Below are 20,837 nucleotides of genomic sequence, written 5' to 3'. Positions count from 1 at the left end.
ATGTGGAACTCTAAAAAATGAAGAAATTAAAAGTACTCATTATAACGTATTATTGGCCGCCAGCAGGTGGGCCAGGAGTGCAACGTTGGTTAAAGTTTGTAAAATACTTGCCAGAATTTGATGTTGAGCCTATTGTTTATATTCCAGAAAACCCAAATTATCCTTTAGTTGATGAGAGCTTAATTCCGGAAGTTTCAAAAGACATTACTATTTTAAAACAGCCTATAAACGAACCGTATAAATTGGCGAGTTTATTTTCAAAAAAATCATCTAATACCATTAGTAAAGGTATTATTCCAGAACAAAAAACTCAAAGTTTTATTGAAAAATCGATGCTTTATATTCGTGGAAACTTCTTTATTCCCGATGCTCGTAAAAGTTGGGTAAAACCATCCGTAGCCTATCTTTTAGATTATATTGAAAAAGAAAATATTTCGACTATAATAACTACCGGCCCACCGCATAGTTTACACCTTATAGGTCTGCAACTAAAAGAGAAATGTGGTGTGAAATGGATTGCAGATTTTCGCGATCCATGGACAACTATTGGTTATCACAAGCAATTAAAATTAACAGAAACTTCTAAGCTAAAACATAAAGCTTTAGAAAAACAGGTTTTAAAAACAGCCGATGATATTTTAGTGACAAGTTCGGTTACAAAAACTGAATTTGAAAGCATAACAGATAAGCCAATTGAAGTCATTACGAATGGTTACGATTATGAAACGGCTGAAACTAAACCACTAGATACTAAATTCACAATAGCACATATTGGGTCATTATTGTCTAAACGGAATCCTGAAATTTTATGGCAAGTTTTAGCAGAATTAGTAAATGAGAACGAAATGTTTTCTAAAGATTTTCAGTTAAATTTTGTTGGAGCCGTTAGCGAAACCGTTTTAAAGTCTATTGAAAAAAAAGGACTGACTGATTACGTGAATAATATTGGTTATGTATCACATAAAGAATCAATTACTTATCAAAAAAGTTCACAGGTTTTATTATTAGTTGAAATTGATTCCGAAGAAACAAAATGTATTATTCCTGGTAAATTGTTTGAATACATGGTTTCTAATCGTCCAATTTTGGCTTTAGGTCCAAAAGATACAGATGTGGAAAGCATCATTAAAGAAACCAATACAGGAAACTACTTTTATTACACAGATTATAAATCCTTAAAATCGACTATCTTCGCGTATTATAAGAGCTATCAAAATAAAAGTTTGCAGATGCATGCTATTGGCTTGCAAAAATATAGTAGAAAAAACTTAACTTCTAAACTAGTTTCGGTTTTAAAAAAGCCTTGAGAATCTATATTATAAACATCGGTATTTATAGTTTTAACATTGAAATTTTATAAAAATAATGGGCATAGTTGCTTCTCAATCTTTTAAAAATATAGTTTCTACCTATTTGGGGTTTTTAATTGGAGCAATAAATACCTTATTTCTTTACACCAAAATTTTAAGCGACGATAACTATGGTATGGTTGGCTATATGCTTTCTTTAGCCTATGTTATTATGCCATTAATGTCTTTTGGTGCGTATAATTCTTTGGTTAAGTTTTATACTACTTTTAAAACTCGAGAATCATTAAATAGTTTTTTAACACTCATGTTGTTAATGCCTATTGCGGTCATTATTCCTATTGTTTTACTCACATATTTCGGTTATGATTTTATTGGCGATTTATTGGCGAATAAAAACCCGATAATCAAAAAATATTTATGGCACACGGTTGTTATTGCTATTTCACTAGCTTATTTTGAATTGTTTTTTTCATGGGCGAAAGTGCAAATGCAAACTGTTTTTGGTAACTTTATGAAAGAAGTCTTTCATCGTGTAGGTAGCATGTTATTACTATTTGCTTTTTATTATAAGTATATAGATTTAGAGCAATTTATGGCTGGTTTGGCTGTTATTTATTTTATTAGAATGTTGATTATGAAGGTGTATGCTTTCACTTTAAAATTTCCAAAATTAACCTTTAAAAAGATTAAAAATTTAAGCCGGATTTTAAAATATTCTGGATTAATAATTATAGCAGGAGCCATTGCTACCTCTCTTTTAGACGTTGATAAAGTGATGCTCGGCCACTATATTCAAATTAAAGAAATTGCGTATTATAATGTAGCTATTTTTATAACTGCAGTTATTGCGGTACCACAACGGTCTATGCATCAATTATTAATGCCAATGACGGCTAAGTTATTAAATGAACGCGATTATGATACTCTAGAAGATTTGTATAAACGTAGTTCGTTAAACCTATTTATTGTTGGTGGTTTCATTTTTTTATTAATAGTTTTAAATATTAATCAGTTATATCTAATAATTCCAGAGGAATTTAATGAGGGGCTTTATGTGGTTTTTATGATTAGTGTTGTAAAACTTTACGATTCCCTTTTAGGAAGCAATAACGCTATTCTTTTTAATAGTGATTATTATAGAATGGTACTTGTTTTAGGTGTTATTTTGGTAATTGTTATGGTAGTTTTTAATATGTTGTTTATTCCGGTTCTTGGAATTAATGGAGCAGGATTAGCTACATTTTTAGCTGTGTTTTTATACAATTCGATTAAATTATATTTTGTTTATAAGAAATTTAAAATCTCACCATTTTCTGCTAAAACACTTCAAATTGGATTGTTTATAGGTGCTTGTACTTTAATATTTTATTTCTGGGATTTTCCATTTCATCCTATTTTAAACATTGCATTAAAGTCCATTTTAATAGCTGTTCTTTATGGCTTTGTTGTTTTTAAATTTAAATTTTCTGAAGATATTTCTAAGTTACTTCAAAAGTATTTGAAGGTTTAGAATAAACTTGATTTTGAGCTTTTATTTCTCTAAATTCGTTGAATAACGATGGTATGAAATTATTTATATCATAGTATTTTGAATACGCTAAAAATATAAATCATTTGAAAATACTTCACACAGCCGATTGGCATTTAGGACATAGATTGCATGAACAATCTCAAGTTGCCGAACAAACTTTGTTTTTAAGTTGGATTGAAGCGTACATCATTGAACAAAATATAGATGTACTTTTAATTTCTGGAGATGTTTTCGATACAGGTTCACCATCCAACCAGAGTTTAGAAATGTACTATAGTTTTTTAGTGAAGTTAAAAACGACAAGTTGCAAATCAATAATTATTACTGGCGGAAATCACGACTCGGCAGGTACTTTAAATGCACCCAAACATATATTAAATGCTTTGGCAATAAAAGTAGTAGGAAAAGCTACGGAAAATATTGAAGATGAGGTTTTTGAAGTTGATGTTAATGGTGAAAAAGTAATTATAGGAGCCGTTCCTTATTTACGTGATGGTGATATTAGGCGTGCCGTTGCAGGAGAATCTTTCGATGAGCTCACCGATAAATACAAAACAGCACTAATTAATCATTATAAGGCATCTGCCGAGCAATGTAAATTGATAAATATGAGTAATGCTCCTGTTATAGCTATGGGGCATTTATTTGCAACAGGAGGCTCGGTTTCGGATAGTGAGCAAAATATTTACGTAGGAACACTTGGCCATATAGGTGCTCAGGATTTCCCCGTTTATTTCGATTATATAGCTTTAGGACACTTACACAGACCCCAAATTATTGGTGGGAATGATAAAGTACGCTATTCTGGATCTCCAAATATTTTAAGTTTCAGTGAAATTAATTATGATAAAAAGATTGTTATTTTAACTGTTGAAGGCAATAAAATCAGTACCATTAAAGATGCTATAGTTCCACGTTTTAGGGAGTTTTATAAGCTAACAGGTAGCATATCTGAATGTATTGATGCGTTTCCAAGTATTACTTCTAATACTTATGAATTAACACCTTGGGTAGAAATTGTATTAAATGAAACACATACTGTTAATACTGAAGATCTAAATAAAGCCGCCGAAAAATATCCTTTTGAAATATTAAAAACAGCTCTAAAAAATCTACGAAAACAAAAAGGAATAGAGGAGTTGTTAGAAGAAACAAAATCGATTAAAGAATTATTACCAACTGAAGTTTTCAAGTTGAAATGTAAAGAAATTGGTTTCGATTTAGAAAGTAGGCCTGAAGTAGAAGATGCTTTTAATGAAATTTTACACGCCGTTAAAAATCAGTAAGAGCAGACAGATATGAAAATTTTAAAAATTGAATTACAAAATATAAATTCTTTAAAATCTGATTCTTCTATAGTAATAGATTTTGAAAGTGAACAGTTTAAAGATGTTGGTCTATACGCGATTACTGGTTCTACTGGAGCGGGTAAAACAACTATTTTAGATGCTGTAACTATTGCGCTATATCACAATGTACCAAGGTTTAATGGAACAAAAGGATCATTAATAAATGTAGTGAGTCATGGGGCTCATGATGCTTTTAGTAGAATTACTTTTGAAAACGATAATGTAATTTACGATGCCTTTTGGGGTATGAAGGTTGCCGATAAATCTGGTAAAAAGTATAAGAATCCGAAGGAAGAAGTTAGTTTAAAGAACTTAACAACAGGCGCTATTTTGGCGAGTCAGAAACGGAGTTTAATATCAGAAGTGGTTCGAGTAACTCAATTAGATTACAATCAGTTTTTACGTTCTGTAATGTTGGCTCAAGGTGAATTCGCTTCATTTTTAACAGCTAAAGGCCCGGAGAAAGGGAAGCTGCTAGAACAAATTACAGGCGAAGAAATTTATAAAAAGATAGGGCAGAGCATTCAAGAACGAAAAGCTAAAGAAGAAAATGCGCTTAAAGATATTCAGTCTAGAATTAATTCTGATGATGTTTTATCAGAAGAAGCTAAGGTTGAGTTAACTCAAAAAGATAAAGCACTCGATACCGAAATTTTAAAGATTGAAAAGGAGATAAAAACCACTCAAAGTATTGTAGAATGGTATGTGAAATTCCAGAAAATACTTGATGAATCGGAAAAGTTAGAAATAGAATCTAAGGAGGTAAATTTATTTGTTGAAAAGCATAAACAAGAATTAGAACAGTTAGATTTAAATGAAAAGGCAGCACCTTTTAAAGAGTTACTTCAGAATTTAAATAGAACAGAGCAAGAGTCTGTTGATAAATCTAAACAATTAGAACGTTTAGAGTCTGAACTTAAAACCTTAAAACCAGAGATTGAAAAATTAAGTTCACAAACTCAAAAAGAAACGGATTTGCTAAATGTGGCAGACAAAACGTTTGCGGATTGGTTACCAAAATTTGATGCTATAAATAGCTTAGATGGTAAACTTAAAAATGAAGCTGAAAATAAGCAAAAATCAATTTTAGAATTAGAAGCGTTAGCCAAACAAATTAAGCTTTTAAGAGAAGAGCAAACCAAATTGAATAAAGATTTAGCGGATACTGAAGCTAAAATAAAAATAGATCAAAGCTTTATTTTTGAGCATAAATTATTGAAGGATGTTGATTTACAAATATCCAATTGGGCAAGTGAATTAACTGCTTTAAAAGCTAAAAAAGAAAGTTTAAAAGAAGCTCAAGATTTTGTTTCTGTAAAAAAAGAAGAGGTAGAAAAAACAGAAGCGCGCTTAAAAGAGGGCAATAAATTACTGAAAGTTGAAACTGACGAAATTGAAAAAACAGAAAAATTATTAGCTGAGATCACTTTAAAATTATCTAAAAATAATTTAACCGATTTACTAGCGACTAAAACCAAATTAGCTACTAAAGAAACAAACTGGAAACAGTTTAAAACCCTTTCTGAGCAAATACTTAAAGTTGAAAAAGAACAAACCGATTTATTAACTAAACAAAAAGCGCTTGCAAAGGCATTAGAGGTTAGTAAAAAGGAAATACAAGCGGTTAATCAACAAATTGAAGCTCAAGAAAAGTCGGTTGCAGATGCAGATAAAATTTTAAACTTAGAGAAAAGTATTTCTAAGTATGAAGGTGATCGTCAGAGTTTAACTGAAGGAACACCTTGTGGTTTGTGTGGTTCATTAGAGCATCCGTTTACCGAGAATTTGGTTTCGGTAGGTGTTTCAAAATCTGAATTAGAACTTAATAAACGCAAAGAAAAGCTCCAAGCCTTAATTGTTTCAAAAAACGAATTAGAGAAAAAAGAAGTTGTAGCGAACACAACCATCGATGGATTAACGCAACGTCATGGTTTAATTAATGATGAAGTAAAAGCATTAAAATTAAAGACGAAACAATTAAATATAGATTGTGAGTTATCGAATACCGCTCAAATTGAAATTGAGGTTAAACAAATAACGCAGGATATTTTATTATTAGATAAAAAGTTAAAAGTAGCTCAACAATTACAAAAGGATAGCAATAAATTAAACGATACTTTTAAAATACAAAGTGAGAGGTTTAATAAGATTAAAAATGGTGTAGCTACGCTTGTTGAAAAGAATAAAAATAGCAATAAGGATATTGCAGAAAAGCAAAAACTAATTGTTAATTTAAAAGAAATCTGTAATAATTTAGAGATTGCTTTAAAAGAAAAACTATCTAAATTTAATTACCAATTTCCTTCAATTGAAAAGAGTAGTGAGTTTATTGAAAGTCTTAAAATTTTAATTGCGGATTTTAATAAAAAAGAGAAGAATTTAGACTTATTAAAATCGAGTATATCGGTTGTAAACACTAAGTTAGAAAATAATAAGGAGAAGTTAGAAATACAACTTAAAGCAGAAGAAGTTTGTTCTAAAACGATTACAGTATCTATTGTTAAAATAGAACAATTAAAAAAACAGCGTGAAGCTATTTTACCTATTGCTATTTCTGTAGAACAGAAGCGAGAACTTTTACAAACAGAACGAATGGCTTTGTCTAAAAAGGTAGAGTTCAGTAAACAGAAACGCCAGGAGTTTTTAGATTTACAAAACAAAAAAGAAGCTTTAAAAATAGAAACGAATAAGGAGGTATTAGTTTTAAAAGAAAAGCTAGACACGTTAAATTCTATTTTTGATACTCAATTAAAAGTTAGCGATTTTGATACAAGAGAATTGGTACAGAAAGCAATACTTCTAGATGCCGATTTGGTGCGGTTTACAAAAAATAAAGAAGCCATAAAAGAAAAACAACTTCGTTTAAAAGCTTACAGAGAATCTAACGAAAAAGCTAAAGTAGATTTAGAAAAATTTAAAACATTTGAAATTACTGAGGCCGAGTGTAAATTGGCTTTAGAAGATTTGAATAAGGCAAATAAAACACTGTTATCGGAAAAAGGTGAGATTATACAAGCCTTTAAAAAGGATAAGGAAATTAGAGATCGAAATAAAGAAATCTATAAAAAAATAGATGCTCAAGAAACGGTTTGCAATGTTTGGAGGGAGCTGTTTAAAATTATAGGGAATTCTAAAGATGCCTTTAACGTATATGTGCAACGCTTAACTTTAAAGCACTTACTAGATTTAGCCAATGTGCATTTGTTTAAATTAAATAAGCGCTATTCTTTAAAAATGGAAGAGGCTTATAAACCTAAAGAGGAACTTAATTTTAATTTAATAGACCATTACCAAACCGATCAGGCCAGGTTGATAGACACATCTAGTGGAGGTGAGAAGTTTATTATTAGTTTGGCTTTGGCTCTTGGTTTGTCTGATTTGGCTAGTAAAAATGTAAAAATCGATTCGTTGTTTATTGATGAAGGTTTCGGAACCTTGGATAAAAATACTTTAGAAACGGTTATTTCTACTTTAGAAACTTTGCAATCGCAAGGTAAAATGATTGGTATAATATCTCACGTTGAAAATTTAAAAGAGCGTATTTCTACCCAAATTCAAATTACTAAAAAGAATAATGGAGTGAGTGTGGTGGATATAATGTGATTTTTCTAAAATGTATTGCCACAGCCGTAACTCGCGTTAGGGATTGCAACGGCATCCTTTTTTTTGATAATTAAGAAAATAGTATCGGTTTTGCTTATGTTTTAATTGGAGTGCTAAATTTGCTTAAAGGACCCCGAGCTAAAAAAAGATATAGTGTAAAGCCCGACCCTTGTGGTAACGCTCAAACTATTAAAAATGAAAAACCCCGTGATGTTGCTTTGAAGCAAACGGTTCACAGGGATTTTTCGTACTAACCAACCAAAATTTTTACGATCGTCTACGTGTGGTTGTCGATCTTGTATTGTTGCTAGATTTACGACTACTTTGTGTGGCTTTACTATTGCTTGTTCTTGGTGCTTTAGTAACGGTAGCTACACGTTTCGTGCTTCTAGTATTATTGCTGTTTCTATTATATGTACGTGCGTTAGATGTTTTTGGATTTTTAGAAACCGTATTTATTTTCGCACGGCTTACATTTCTAGTATTTGTGCTGTTCGCACTAGGTCTTGTAGATCTAGTAGTTGTTGTTTTAGTAACCGTTCTGTTCGGTGTTGTTCTTGCTACACGACTATTATCGCGTTGTGTATAATTACGGTTTGTACTTTTTGCATTAGAGTTTCTATTTGGTGATGTTGTTGTGTAACGACGGTTGTTATTTGTTGTTGCATTACGTCTGGTTTGTGTGTTACGGTTAATTTTTGTAACGTTTCTAGAACTTCTATTTACTGTAGCGTAATTACGGTTTCTGGCAACAGTGTTTCCACGACGACTATATATAGCTGATGATGGACGGTGGTTGTTGTAAAACGGACGGTTGTACACATAACGCACTGGAGCATAATGTTGACGGTAAGGACGATTAAATACTACACGAAAATTAACTAATGGCGCGCGGTAATAATTGTGCCATGGACGGTAAATGTAACCACGGTTATACACGTTTATAAAACCAGTATAGTGAGAATATCTGTTATAACGATCATAGTGCACATATAGTCCGCCAACGTTAGATATGTAACCATTGTTGTTGTAGTTTATGTTTACGTTTCCAGCTTGCGAAATTCTACCGTAATAATCGTAATAAATAGGTGTGTTTTCTATTTGAATAATTGCACCAAACTCATCGTACTGCACGTATGCATTATAATCGTATCCAGAGTTAAAACTTAAATCTAGATTTCTAGAATGTAAAGATACATTTACGTTTGATGTTTGTCGTTGTAAATTAAAATCGAATTGACCATCGGCAAAAATCGAAAATTCTATTCCGTTTTCAACAAATATGAAAGAGCTGCCGTAACCTCTGTTAATATTTGATGCTTCGTTTGTTTGGTTGGCGGTTGTTGTGTCTGCACTAGCGGTGAATCCTGCAAGGACCAATCCGGCTAATAAGAATATATACTTTTTCATATCTGTATGTTTTAATGTTATACAGTTAGGTATTTGCAAACAGCGTGCCAAAAAACGTGAAAGGGGTTTAGTGTGTTGGTATTGAGTTAGTTATTTTTATTTTTTAAGTTGAAACGCTCTTTTTGAATTTGTAATAAGCTAGATTTAACGGTTAGCTATAATAAATATAGATACAAAATTTGATAAGAATTAATGAAGATTTAATAATTGGCATTAGAGCACAAAGAAGTATATCCCTAATATTAATAAAGGAAATGTGAGGATTGATTTTTAGGTTATAATTATACCTAATAAGAAAGATAAATAAGTTAACACTTAAAAATGAGCTGAGATTTTATCGAAAGTGATAGCCGTAAAATCTTTAATTTTTAAATTAGCATTACTGTAATCTTGGTTTTTTGAATGTACACTATCATAACCAACGCAAAAAATATTGGCGCCATTTGCCGCAGTTATACCGTTAGTCGAATCTTCAATAACAATACATTCCGAAGTTTTAAAACCAGATGCGTCGGCTGCTTTTATAAAAATTTCTGGATGAGGTTTCGATGCTTTTAAATCGGCACCACTTAATTTGGCTTTAAAATATTGGTTTAAATCGAAACGTTTAAAAATACGCTCTATACTAGGCATAGAAGCTGATGATGCTAAAACTAGGGTAAGGCCATTGGCATGGTAATTTTTAATTAAATCTAAAACGCCGTCAATTAAATCGAAATCTTTATCGTTTTCAAAAATGTACTCATAATGTTTACGTTTTATGGCAACTAAAGTTTCGGGACTTTCATTCAAATTAAAATGATCTTTAACTTGTTTACAAACATTTAAAGTAGATTGCCCAGTGAAAGATTCGTATAGTTCACTAGTCATGTTAGCACCAACATCACTAAACATTTTGTGGTAGGCAGCGTGGTGTAGCGGTTCGCTATTTATTATAACACCATCCATATCGAAAATTGCAGCTTTTAACATCTTAAAGTTTATTTATGGCGAAGATAAAAGAATTCGTTTCAATAATTAAAACGAGATCGAAATTATTAAGTTTGCACCTTAAATTAAAGAATTATGATAACTGTTTTTTCCTTACTATTAAGTATCGTTTTTCTTGTGCTCGCGGTTATTCATTTTAATTGGTTTTTTGGAGGGCAATTTGGTTTCGAAGCGTCGTTACCAACAAAAGAAAATGGCGAACGCGTTTTAAACCCTAAAAAAATAGATAACGCCATTGTTGGTTTAGCATTACTTTCATTTTGCTGTTTTTACTTTTATAAATCGGCTGTAACAGCGCTATATTTGCCTAATTGGATTATGCAATACACTGGTTGGATTATTTCCATTCTATTTTTTATTCGTGCTATTGGAGATTTTAAATATGTCGGCTTTTTTAAGAAGGTAAAACAGACTACTTTTGGCGAAATGGATACAGCCTATTTTGCACCCTTGTGCTTAGTTATTAGTATTGTTGGTATCTTAATAGAAACTTTAAATTAAAAATTATCAAAACTACTCCAAACTTTCACCCAAAAAACAAACATAAGTCGGGTTACGATTTAGATGCTTTGTGTAATGTATATCCAGAATTAAAACCATTTGTTTTCGAAAACAGACATCAAACTATAACTATAGATTTCGCTAAACCAAAAGCGGTAAAAGCACTTAATACGGCTTTATTACTTAAAGATTATGGTATAAAATTTTGGGAGTTTCCAGAGGAGAATTTATGTCCACCAATTCCTGGTCGTGTAGATTATATCCATCATATAGTTCATTTACTAAAAACAGTAAAAGAAAAGGACGCTATTAAAATATTAGATATTGGTACAGGAGCAAGCTGTATTTATCCGCTTTTGGGTCATGCTGAGTACAACTGGAATTTTGTTGCTACAGATATTGATGAAAAATCATTAAAAAATGCGCAAAAAATTATTGATAAAAATAAACTACAAGATTCTATAGCCTTACGCCATCAGAAAGATAGTTCACAAATTTTTAATGGTATTTTAAAGGAAGATGATGCTTTTTCCATTTCCATTTGTAATCCACCATTTTTTAATTCTGAAGAAGAGGCCGATGAAGCGACTACAAGAAAATTAAAAAACTTAGGTAAAAGCACTGATAAATTAGTTAGAAATTTTTCGGGTACAAATACAGAACTCGCTTATAAAGGAGGCGAAAAAGCATTTTTACATACTTATTTATACGAGAGTTCTCTCCATAAAGAAAATTGCGAATGGTTTACAACCTTAGTTTCAAAAAAGGATTTAGTAAAAGGGATACAAAAGTCGCTTAAAAAACTTGGAGCTACAGAAGTTAAAGTTGTAAGCATGGGGCAGGGGAATAAGATATCACGAATTCTAGCCTGGAGGTTTTAAAAATCAATAAAGAGTATTAAATAGGTTTTGTCTAATTCAAATTGAAACATTAAAGTGTTTTTTTGAATTAGGCATAATTCTAAGTGGTTGGTATTTAGGTTTCTATCGCTTCTTAAATCAAGTATGCAATCCCAACACCCAAGATAATAGCTACAAATTTACTCAGGTTAAATTTATGCCCATCACTACTTTCAAATAAAATGGTTGTCGAAATATGAAAAAATATACCAATAACCATGGCATTAATACTTTGAGTAAACGATTCGGATAAAGTGGTTGTATTCGATATTAAGGTTCCTAACGGTGTCATTAAAGCAAAAATAACTAAGAAAATAGCAATTTTAGATTTACTAAAACTTGACTGAAATAAAAACATACTTATAAGCGTGGCAATCGGAATTTTATGAACTAAAACCCCATAAACCATATCGTTATGCTCATGTATTGGGAAGCCTTCTAGAAAACTATGCATGCATAAACTAACAAATAACCACCAAGGAAAAGCCGTTTCGTTCTTATGGATATGTACATGCCCATGTTCGGCACCTTTCGAAAATAACTCCAGAGAAATCTGCAATAAAATTCCGCACATTATAAACAATCCCGTTTGTTTAGAAGGTAAATGCTCATAAACTTCCGGGAGTAATTCAAACAAGGTTAAGGCCAATAAAAATGCACCACTAAAAGATAGCATAAGCTTCATGTTCCAAGATTTATTACTCTTGGTAATGGTTGCTATAAGCACACCTATTATAACGGCAATTATGGGTAAAATAAATTTATTCATCTAAAATAAGCTCAAAAATGAGTGTTAAAGTGTTTTCTATTAAAAAAACAACTGTAAATATAAATGTCGATTACAAGTCGACTATTTAAAAATCATCACTAAACGTTCCGAAGATTTTCTACTAAATTTACCCAATTTATAATCTCCAAAAACATCTAATAAATACACATCGGCCTGCTCAAAAAGTGCTTCAAAATCGGCTAAAGTAAAGCCACGTACACGCTCCTGAAATTTATAAGCCTTGCCATCCGCAGTAAACGCAATATCTTTAATAATATAACCATCTTCCACGTAACGCTTCAAATAAAAATCAATACCATCTACCGTTTTTACTTCCTCAGGCACTAGATTATCAATCACGAACTCCGAATTCATAAAATCGATAACACCAAAACCAAATTCATTTAAATCTGCTTTTATAGCTTTTATCGTTCTTAAATTATCGGCTTCATCATCAAAATATCCAAAACTGGTAAATAAATTAAAAACCGCGTCAAATGTTTCTGGGTAAGGGTTACACATATCGTGAACCTCAAATTTTAACCTGTGGTTTTCAAATTGTTTCGCGTAATTAATACTGTTTTTACTTAAATCTACACCAGTAACATCAAAACCAATTTTGTTCAAATATCGAGAGTGCCTACCTTTTCCGCAAGCTAAATCTAAAATTTTACCACCTTCAGGCATGTTTAAATAATTGCTCAACGTTTCCATAAACGCCTGCGCTTCCGTATCATCGTGATCCTTGTATAAAATATGATAATACACCGTGTCGAACCACGAAGCAAACCATTCTGTCTCTTGTTTTTCCATATTGTTTTTTGGAGGTTACCACGCCTTTAGGCGAGGTCGGGCTTTCCGCTATATCTTTTTGCTAAGCGTTCTTAATTTATTTAAAGAATCAGACATCAATAAAACATAAGGTTTAACTTAAAATTTGGTCTTAAAATCTTTGCAAAAAGGATGCCGCTGCAATCCCTAACCCATTATCCGCTAATATCTCTTGCGTTCTGCAAAATTAAGTTATTTTTGCAATCTATTAGACGTAGACGAAAAAAATGGAAGAAAATTTCAACATGGTTGCCAAAACCTTATTTGGCTTTGAGGATTTATTAGCAGACGAACTTACGCAGTTAGGCGCACATCACGTAAAAAAAGGCATTAGAAACGTCTCTTTCTCAGGTGATAAAGGTTTTATGTACAAGTGTAACTTAGGTTTGCGTACTGCCGTAAAAATTTTAAAACCCATTCATAGTTTTACTGTAAACAGCGAAAAAGAATTATACGATAAAATTTATGCCATGGATTGGTCTAAGTATCTAAAAGCCACAGGAACTTTGGCGGTAGATGCTACTATTCATTCAGATTTATTTACGCACTCGCTCTATATTGCTCAAAAAACGAAAGATGCCGTTGTCGATAAATTTAGAGATACCGAAGGTGTACGTCCAAATGTAGATTTAAAATTTCCCGATTTAAAAATAAACGTACACATAGATCGTAGAAAATGTACCATATCTTTAGATTCTTCTGGAGATTCATTACATAAACGTGGTTATAAAACAGCAACAAACATTGCACCAATAAACGAAGTTTTAGCAGCAGGATTAATTATGCTTTCTGGATGGGACGGGCAAACAGATTTCATGGACCCAATGTGTGGTTCGGGAACGATGTTAATAGAAGCCGCTATGATTGCTTGTAACATACCGCCAAACTTGATGCGTAAAGAATTCGCATTCGAGCGTTGGAGTGATTGGGATGTAGAGTTATTCGAAAAAATTGAAGAGTCGCTACTTAAAAAGACTCGCGATTTTCATCATAAAATAATTGGTTACGATAAAGCACCAAGTGCTGTAACTAAAGCTAAAGAAAACGTTATAAACGCTCAGCTAGAAGATTTTATAGAAATTAAACATGAAGATTTCTTTAAAACTCAAAAAGGAGGCGACGAAAAATTACACATGGTTTTTAATCCACCATACGGTGAGCGATTAAATATTGATATGGAGGAGTTTTATGCTAACATTGGAGATACGCTTAAACAAAGTTATCCTGGTACCGATGCGTGGTTTATTACATCTAACCTCGAGGCTTTAAAACATGTGGGTTTACGTCCATCAAGAAAAATTCATCTTTTTAATGCCAAATTAGAATCACGATTAGTAAAATACGTGATGTATGAAGGCAGTAAAAAAGGAAAATATATGAAATAGCCGTTAAGCTGTTTAAAATATAATTATGAAACAAAAAACTCAGATAATATCTGAGTTTTTTCGTTTATATTCATGTTAAAAATCTTTAAAAACGGAAGTTTTAATAGCGGGCCATTCTTTCTTTAAAATACCATAACAACAAGAATTTCGTTTAAAGCCATCGAGCATCAGCATATCTTTCCGAAGAATACCTTCTAGTTTACCACCTATTTTTTCAATAGCTTTTCTAGATGCTATGTTACGTTCATCGGCTCGGAATTCTACTTTATCAAACTTTAAGACTTGAAAAGCATATTGAAGCATTAAAAATTTCATATTTATATTTAAACCTGTGCCTTGAAATTCGTGACCAATCCACGTCCAACCAATATGTAATAATTTATTATGCGAATCAATATTTGCAAAACGGGTTGTGCCAGCATAAGCATTCGTTTTTTTATCAAAAATTAAAAAAGGAATAACGGTTTTGTTTTGATACCCTTTAACGGCCGTTTGTACATAATTTTTTAAATCTTCTGGTGTAGCAACTTTACTTGGTGAATATTGTACTAAGTTTTTTTGTTGACCTATTTTAAGGATTTCAAAATAATTATCTAAAGTTAAAAGGCTTAGTTTTACTCGGTTGTTTTCTAAAATGAGTGTATTCATATATAAAGTAATGCGGTTTAAATATTTTAATATTCTTTGGTTCTCAAGGCAATAAAAAGCCTGAGTAAACTCGAGACAAAGACTCTTATTATTTTGTACTTTTGCAAACGCGATTAAAAATACAATTTCTTATGGAATTATCTAAAAAAGCAGTTTTAGAAAAAGCTAATACAGCTTGTAAAAATACATTAATGGAAACATTAAACATTGAAATGGTAGATTTTGGTGATGATTATTTAACGGCTAGAATGCCTGTAGATTCTCGAGTGCACCAACCAGATGGCGTGTTACATGGTGGAGCAACAGCAGCTTTGGCAGAAAGTGTAGGTAGTTTTGCAACGCACGTATTTGTTAATACGGATAACCTTTTTGTTCGTGGTTTAGAAATTACAGCAAACCATTTAAAAAGTGTGAAAAGCGGATTTGTATATGCTAAAGCAACCTTTTTACATAAGGGGAGAACCACGCAATTATTGGATATAAGAGTAACGGACGATGATGATAATTTAATTTCTATTTGTCGTTTATCTACTATTTCTTTACCTAAAAGATAAGAATGACTTTGAACGAATTTTTTAATCGTATTGAAAGTCAATACAACGTAGAATTGCCATTTGTTGTGTATAGAAAGCCAAAGGAAAATAGCATAAATGCGTTACTTCAAAAAACAGACGATTTAATATTTACTCAAGATTTCACGGAAAAAGGCTTCGTGTTCTCTCCTTTTGATAATACCGAAAAATCGGTTTTAATGCCTTTGGAGTTTTCTGAAAAATTTAAGACAGCTCATACGGTATTAAGCGATATAGTGACATCGAATAACGAACCAGAAACTCAGAATAATTCCGAAAAGGAAATACATGTTAACCTTGTGAAAAGTGGGGTAGAAGCTATTAAGAATAATGAGTTTAAAAAAGTGGTTTTGTCACGTTCGGAAACGGTTTTACTTTCTGATAATAATCCACTTTCTATTTTTAAAAACCTGTTAGAGCATTATGCTTCGGCATTTGTGTATTGTTGGTATCATCCAAAAGTTGGTCTTTGGTTGGGAGCAACACCAGAAACCTTAGTGAAAATAGAAGGACAGCGTTTTTCTATTATGGCATTGGCAGGAACTCAAAACTATAAAGGGAGTTTAGATGTTACTTGGCAAAATAAGGAGTTGCAGGAACAACAATATGTTACCGATTTTATTTTAGATAGCATAAAAGATACTATTGATAATATAAAAACCTCTACAGTAGAAACAGTTAAAGCCGGTAATTTACTGCATTTAAAAACTAAAATTTGGGGAGTTTTACGCCCTAATGCTATCAGTTTAAAAGATTTACTTTATAGTTTGCATCCTACGCCAGCTGTGTGTGGTTTACCAAAATTGGATGCTAAGCAATTCATATTAAAAAATGAAAGTTATAATCGTGAATTTTACACTGGTTTTTTAGGAGAATTGAATTTAGACATAATATTGGCGCCACGTTCTGGAAAACGTAATATTGAAAATAGGGCATATGCTACAACTAAAAAAAGTACACAATTGTACGTAAATTTGCGTTGTATGCAATTAAAAGAAAACAACGCCATTATTTATGTTGGTGGTGGAATTACCGAAAGCTCTTGCCCTGAAAGCGAATGGGAAGAAACGGTTTCTAAATCTTTAGTGATTAAAAAGGTATTGTAAGCACTTAATTTCTTGTAGTAATTCTTATTTTTGAGGATATTTTAAATTTTTATGATGTATCCAAAAATTCCGCTTGCGCAAACGGTTATTCAGTTGTGTAAAGCTAAAGGAATTAAACATATAATATTATCTCCAGGTAGCAGAAATGCACCTTTAACCATTGGTTTTTCTCACAATCCTTTTTTTAAAAGTTATAGTATTGTTGATGAACGTTGTGCGGCATTTTTTGCATTAGGAATTGCGCAAAAAACACAAGAACCAACGGCTGTGGTTTGTACTTCGGGTAGTGCATTGCTTAATTATTATCCTGCAGTTGCCGAGGCTTTTTTTAGTAATATTCCGTTGATCGTTTTATCGGCCGATAGACCTAAGCACTTGATTGGTATAGGTGATGGACAGACTATTAATCAGAAAAATGTATTTAAAAATCACATTTTATATTCAGCTAATTTAAAGTTGGATTTAAAGGATGAAAAAAATGTACCTAACGCCAAAGAACTTCCAATATTTAAAAATTTAGAGGATAAATTTGAACGTTTACTAGGTTTGCAAAAAGGTATTCAAACTTATAACGAAGAAGAAATAAATACGGCCATTAATATTTCAAAATTAAAAAAGGGACCTGTTCATATTAATATTCCTTTTGATGAGCCTCTTTATGAAATGGTTGAAACATTGAGTGTTTCTCCAAAGGTTATAGAAATTCCGTTTAAAGAAACCGAAATTGAAGAACATATTTTAAAATCGTGTTTCGAGGATTGGAACTCGGCTACAAAAAAAATGATTTTAGTTGGTGTAAATCAACCCAATACTATTGAGCAAAAATGGTTGGATGAATTATCGGAAGATGATAGTGTTATTGTTTTAACCGAAAGCACTTCAAATTTACATCATCCTCGTTTTTTTAATAGTATCGATCAATTAATAGCGCCTTTATCAGAAGAAGAGCAAAAACAACTTCAACCAGGGATATTAGTTACGTTTGGAGGTTTAATTGTTTCGAAAAAGATTAAACAATTCCTACGAAAGTATAAACCTAAACAACATTGGCATATTGATGAAAAGGATGCGAACGATACTTTTTTTAGTTTAAATAATCATATTGAAGCTTCTCCAAATCAGTTTTTTTCGGAGTTTTTACCGAAAGTAACACATTATGTAAAAAGTAATTATAATAGTTTTTGGGCTGCCGAAAAACAAAACAGATTAGAAAAGCATAAGCAATATTTAAAGGAGATCCCCTTTTCGGATTTTGCAGTATTTAGCAAAATTTTAAAATCGATTCCCGATAATTCTATTTTGCAAGTTGGTAATAGTTCTGCCATTCGTTATACGCAGTTATTCAACCTAAATAAAACGTTAGAGGTGTTTTGTAATCGTGGCACAAGTGGTATCGATGGTAGCACTAGCACTGCAATAGGTTCGGCTGTGGCGAATAATAAACCAACTGTTTTTATCACAGGAGATTTAAGTTTTCTATATGATAGCAATGCACTTTGGAATAATTATATACCTAAAAATTTTAGAATAATTATTGTGAATAATCAAGGTGGTGGAATTTTTAGAATATTGCCTGGACATAAAAATACTGAGAATTTTGATACTTATTTTGAAACAAAGCACAGCCTTACTGCGGAGCATTTATGTAAAATGTATGGTTTAGATTATAGCTCAGCCTCAAATAAATTGGAATTAAAGGAGACGTTAAATTCATTTTATGAAAGCGGAGAGCAACCAAAATTACTAGAAGTGTTTACACCTAAGGCTATTAACGACGAGGTTTTATTAAATTATTTCAAGAAAATAAAATAATTATGTGACCTATCGATTTATTTTGTGTCTTAAAAATAGTTATCTTAATAACTTAATTTATTAACCCTATTTAAAACATTCTAAACATGAGTAAAAGAGACGAATTAATTGTAAAGTATGCAGCCGATTTAAAAGAAAAATGTGGCGTAGAAGCAGACATGGATTTATTAAAAAAAGTAACCATTGGTTGTGGACCATCTATTTATAACAAGGACTCTTCTACAGTTTCAGGTTCAGACGCATCTGAATTAGCAACTGTAAAAAACAATTTCTTAATTAAAAAATTAGGATTAGCTGATGATGCTAAATTAGATTCAGCTATCGATGCTGTGTTAGAGCAATACGGAAAATCGAATCGTAATAAGTACAGGGCTGTTGTTTATTACCTATTAACAAAACATTTCAGTAAAGAATCTGTATACTAACATTACAGAATAATACTCTATAGATTAAAAGGCGTTACATTTATGTAGCGCCTTCTTGCATTAAGTATATGTTCTTCTAAAATTTTATCTTTTCTAATTATTTAAATCTAGATTCTTTTTTCTAATATCATTACCTTTGCTGCATGATACATTTAGGACAAGTAAATACATTAGAAATTCTTCGCGAAAGTGAGCACGGTGCTTATTTAATTGATAATGAAGATAACCAGGTTTTGTTACCAAACAGATACGTTCCGAAGGAATTTAAAATTTGGGAGAAACTTGAGGTTTTTGTGTATTTAGATAACGACGAACGCCCTGTTGCTTCTACGGATATGCCGTATGTAATGCGTGATGGTTTTGCACTTTTACGTTGTAATGAAGTTAACGATTACGGTGCCTTTTTAGATTGGGGCTTGGTAAAGGAATTGTTTTGTCCGTTTCAAGAGCAAGCATTTAAAATGAAACCGGGAGGTTGGTATTTGGTGCATTGTTATTTAGATGAAAAAACAGAACGTTTAGTAGCATCTAGTAAAACCAATAGGTTTTTAGATAATACGGAATTAACTGTTGCTGAATTTGATGAGGTAGATTTAATTGTATCGCACCCGTCGGATATTGGGATGAATGTGATTGTAAATAAAAAACATATAGGTTTAATTTATAAAGATCAAATATTTAAAGATTTAAGTATTGGAGATCGACTTAAAGGGATTGTGAAAAAAATTCGTCCTGGAAATAAATTAGACATTACTTTAGGGCAAATAGGTTACAGAAATATCGAGCCTAACGCCGAAAAAATCATGCATGAGTTACATGATAATAGTGGCTTTATAAACTTAACCGATAAGTCTAGCCCGGAAGCTATAAAAGATCAATTACAAATGAGTAAAAAGAATTTTAAAAAGGCCGTTGGAACGCTTTATAGACAGCGCTTGATTGAAATTAAACCTGACGGAATTTATTTAGTTTAAGGAAATTGAGACGTTGGTTTTTACCTTACTGAAAACATAATTAACAGCTTCGTTAATGTCTTCGAAATGAATATTTTCTGGGGAACAGAAATTACTTTCAATTTTGGCATTCATAGCACTTGCTAAATTATGACTTACAACGCTGTAAGCGCAAAGATTTTTCATTATTTTCTTAAAACTACTTATGTCTAATAAGTTAATGGAGTAAGAATTCACTCTGTTTGCAATAATACCGAATGGTCTCGATATTCCGTAGAAGGACAATAATTCTTTATAAATTCCAGAAACGTTATAAATATCTACATGTACGCCTTCTTTAAATTCTATAATGGCTATATGGTTAAAAAAGTGAATATCTCCCAACGGCATTTGTTCAGATTTTACAATATGCTTTGAGAATTCAGATTCAATAGTTTTCATAATTTATAATGGATTAAAGTTTAGTATGAGCTGTAGGGACTCGTTATTAAGACACTCTTAAAATTAAATAGTCACATTTTTTTAATAGATTTTCAATATTATTGTTGGGTTTTGATGAAAAGACTTAGCATTTTCATAATGTTTGCATGTGTTTTATTGCGTTTTTCATTTCGTTTAATTTCTGATTACTGTTTTTTAATTTTAAAAAACAGTAATCAGAAAAGTGTAACATGGTTTATTTATATAGAACACTAAAAATAAATATTGAAGCTATTATTTGAGTCAAAAGTTATAGCCATAAC

Annotated in this window: 18 protein-coding genes; 12 read left to right on the top strand and 6 right to left on the bottom strand. The window is 31.6% G+C overall.

Annotation, left to right across the window (positions count from 1 at the left end):
- Positions 1 to 17: 17 nt before the first annotated feature.
- The 4 genes from GQR97_RS19240 (at position 18) to GQR97_RS19225 (ending at position 7,793) form a co-directional block, all read left to right on the top strand.
- Positions 18 to 1,307 carry a glycosyltransferase family 4 protein gene (locus GQR97_RS19240; RefSeq protein WP_158851370.1) on the top strand — a complete coding sequence of 430 codons (1,290 nt, stop codon included), beginning with the start codon at positions 18 to 20 and terminating at the stop codon, positions 1,305 to 1,307.
- A 58-nt stretch (positions 1,308 to 1,365) separates the two neighbouring features.
- Positions 1,366 to 2,820: a lipopolysaccharide biosynthesis protein gene (locus tag GQR97_RS19235; RefSeq protein ID WP_158851368.1), complete on the top strand. Its 1,455-nt coding sequence runs from the start codon at positions 1,366 to 1,368 to the stop codon at positions 2,818 to 2,820.
- A gap of 104 nt (positions 2,821 to 2,924) precedes the next feature.
- Positions 2,925 to 4,127 (top strand): exonuclease subunit SbcD, encoded by a 1,203-nt coding sequence (sbcD, locus tag GQR97_RS19230; protein WP_158851366.1) that lies wholly within the window; start codon positions 2,925 to 2,927, stop codon positions 4,125 to 4,127.
- Between the two features lie 12 nt (positions 4,128 to 4,139).
- Positions 4,140 to 7,793 (top strand): AAA family ATPase, encoded by a 3,654-nt coding sequence (locus GQR97_RS19225; RefSeq protein WP_158851364.1) that lies wholly within the window; start codon positions 4,140 to 4,142, stop codon positions 7,791 to 7,793.
- 267 nt (positions 7,794 to 8,060) lie between these two features.
- Here the strand turns inward: GQR97_RS19225 and GQR97_RS19220 are convergent, their stop codons facing one another.
- Positions 8,061 to 9,203, bottom strand: a complete 1,143-nt coding sequence (locus tag GQR97_RS19220) for a hypothetical protein (protein WP_158851362.1) — start codon at positions 9,201 to 9,203, stop codon at positions 8,061 to 8,063.
- Positions 9,204 to 9,518: 315 nt separating this feature from the next.
- Positions 9,519 to 10,175, bottom strand: coding sequence for an HAD family hydrolase (locus GQR97_RS19215; RefSeq protein ID WP_158851360.1), 657 nt, complete (start codon positions 10,173 to 10,175; stop codon positions 9,519 to 9,521).
- A gap of 93 nt (positions 10,176 to 10,268) precedes the next feature.
- Between GQR97_RS19215 and GQR97_RS19210 the strand changes: the two genes are divergently transcribed.
- Together GQR97_RS19210 and rlmF are read left to right on the top strand one after the other, a co-directional pair.
- Positions 10,269 to 10,694, top strand: coding sequence for a DUF3995 domain-containing protein (locus GQR97_RS19210; protein ID WP_158851358.1), 426 nt, complete (start codon positions 10,269 to 10,271; stop codon positions 10,692 to 10,694).
- A 68-nt stretch (positions 10,695 to 10,762) separates the two neighbouring features.
- Complete coding sequence (gene rlmF, locus GQR97_RS19205; protein ID WP_233267575.1) at positions 10,763 to 11,575, top strand: 23S rRNA (adenine(1618)-N(6))-methyltransferase RlmF; 813 nt, start codon at positions 10,763 to 10,765, stop codon at positions 11,573 to 11,575.
- Positions 11,576 to 11,687: 112 nt separating this feature from the next.
- On the opposite strand, the gene GQR97_RS19200 is transcribed toward rlmF, so the two are convergent.
- Complete coding sequence (locus GQR97_RS19200) at positions 11,688 to 12,362, bottom strand: ZIP family metal transporter (protein WP_158851356.1); 675 nt, start codon at positions 12,360 to 12,362, stop codon at positions 11,688 to 11,690.
- Between the two features lie 81 nt (positions 12,363 to 12,443).
- The gene (locus tag GQR97_RS19195; protein WP_158851354.1) at positions 12,444 to 13,175 is read right to left on the bottom strand and encodes a class I SAM-dependent methyltransferase; all 732 of its coding nucleotides are present in this window, start codon (positions 13,173 to 13,175) and stop codon (positions 12,444 to 12,446) included.
- Between the two features lie 245 nt (positions 13,176 to 13,420).
- Here GQR97_RS19195 and GQR97_RS19190 point away from each other — a divergent pair, with 245 nt between their 5' ends.
- Positions 13,421 to 14,578 (top strand): class I SAM-dependent RNA methyltransferase, encoded by a 1,158-nt coding sequence (locus GQR97_RS19190; protein ID WP_158851352.1) that lies wholly within the window; start codon positions 13,421 to 13,423, stop codon positions 14,576 to 14,578.
- A gap of 75 nt (positions 14,579 to 14,653) precedes the next feature.
- Here GQR97_RS19190 and GQR97_RS19185 read toward each other — a convergent pair whose 3' ends face one another.
- Positions 14,654 to 15,226 carry a GNAT family N-acetyltransferase gene (locus GQR97_RS19185; protein WP_158851350.1) on the bottom strand — a complete coding sequence of 191 codons (573 nt, stop codon included), beginning with the start codon at positions 15,224 to 15,226 and terminating at the stop codon, positions 14,654 to 14,656.
- Positions 15,227 to 15,357: 131 nt separating this feature from the next.
- Here GQR97_RS19185 and GQR97_RS19180 point away from each other — a divergent pair, with 131 nt between their 5' ends.
- The 5 genes from GQR97_RS19180 to GQR97_RS19160 all read left to right on the top strand — a co-directional run bounded on the left by GQR97_RS19180 (position 15,358) and on the right by GQR97_RS19160 (position 20,115).
- The gene (locus GQR97_RS19180; protein WP_158851348.1) at positions 15,358 to 15,780 is read left to right on the top strand and encodes a PaaI family thioesterase; all 423 of its coding nucleotides are present in this window, start codon (positions 15,358 to 15,360) and stop codon (positions 15,778 to 15,780) included.
- A gap of 2 nt (positions 15,781 to 15,782) precedes the next feature.
- Complete coding sequence (locus GQR97_RS19175) at positions 15,783 to 16,904, top strand: chorismate-binding protein (RefSeq protein WP_158851346.1); 1,122 nt, start codon at positions 15,783 to 15,785, stop codon at positions 16,902 to 16,904.
- Between the two features lie 51 nt (positions 16,905 to 16,955).
- The gene (gene menD / locus GQR97_RS19170) at positions 16,956 to 18,716 is read left to right on the top strand and encodes a 2-succinyl-5-enolpyruvyl-6-hydroxy-3-cyclohexene-1-carboxylic-acid synthase (RefSeq protein WP_158851344.1); all 1,761 of its coding nucleotides are present in this window, start codon (positions 16,956 to 16,958) and stop codon (positions 18,714 to 18,716) included.
- Between the two features lie 86 nt (positions 18,717 to 18,802).
- Positions 18,803 to 19,141 (top strand): DUF2853 family protein, encoded by a 339-nt coding sequence (locus GQR97_RS19165; RefSeq protein WP_158851342.1) that lies wholly within the window; start codon positions 18,803 to 18,805, stop codon positions 19,139 to 19,141.
- Between the two features lie 143 nt (positions 19,142 to 19,284).
- Positions 19,285 to 20,115: a S1 RNA-binding domain-containing protein gene (locus tag GQR97_RS19160; RefSeq protein ID WP_158851340.1), complete on the top strand. Its 831-nt coding sequence runs from the start codon at positions 19,285 to 19,287 to the stop codon at positions 20,113 to 20,115.
- Here GQR97_RS19160 and GQR97_RS19155 read toward each other — a convergent pair.
- Positions 20,107 to 20,535: a hypothetical protein gene (locus GQR97_RS19155; RefSeq protein WP_158851338.1), complete on the bottom strand. Its 429-nt coding sequence runs from the start codon at positions 20,533 to 20,535 to the stop codon at positions 20,107 to 20,109. The two genes, GQR97_RS19160 and GQR97_RS19155, sit on opposite strands and share 9 nt — an antisense overlap.
- Between the last annotated feature and the right edge of the window lie 302 nt (positions 20,536 to 20,837).

Source organism: Algibacter sp. L1A34 (assembly GCF_009796805.1).
GTDB lineage: Bacteria > Bacteroidota > Bacteroidia > Flavobacteriales > Flavobacteriaceae > Algibacter.
The sequence above is the reverse complement of the archived record's forward strand: the minus strand, read 5'-3'. Positions and strand labels throughout refer to the sequence as shown.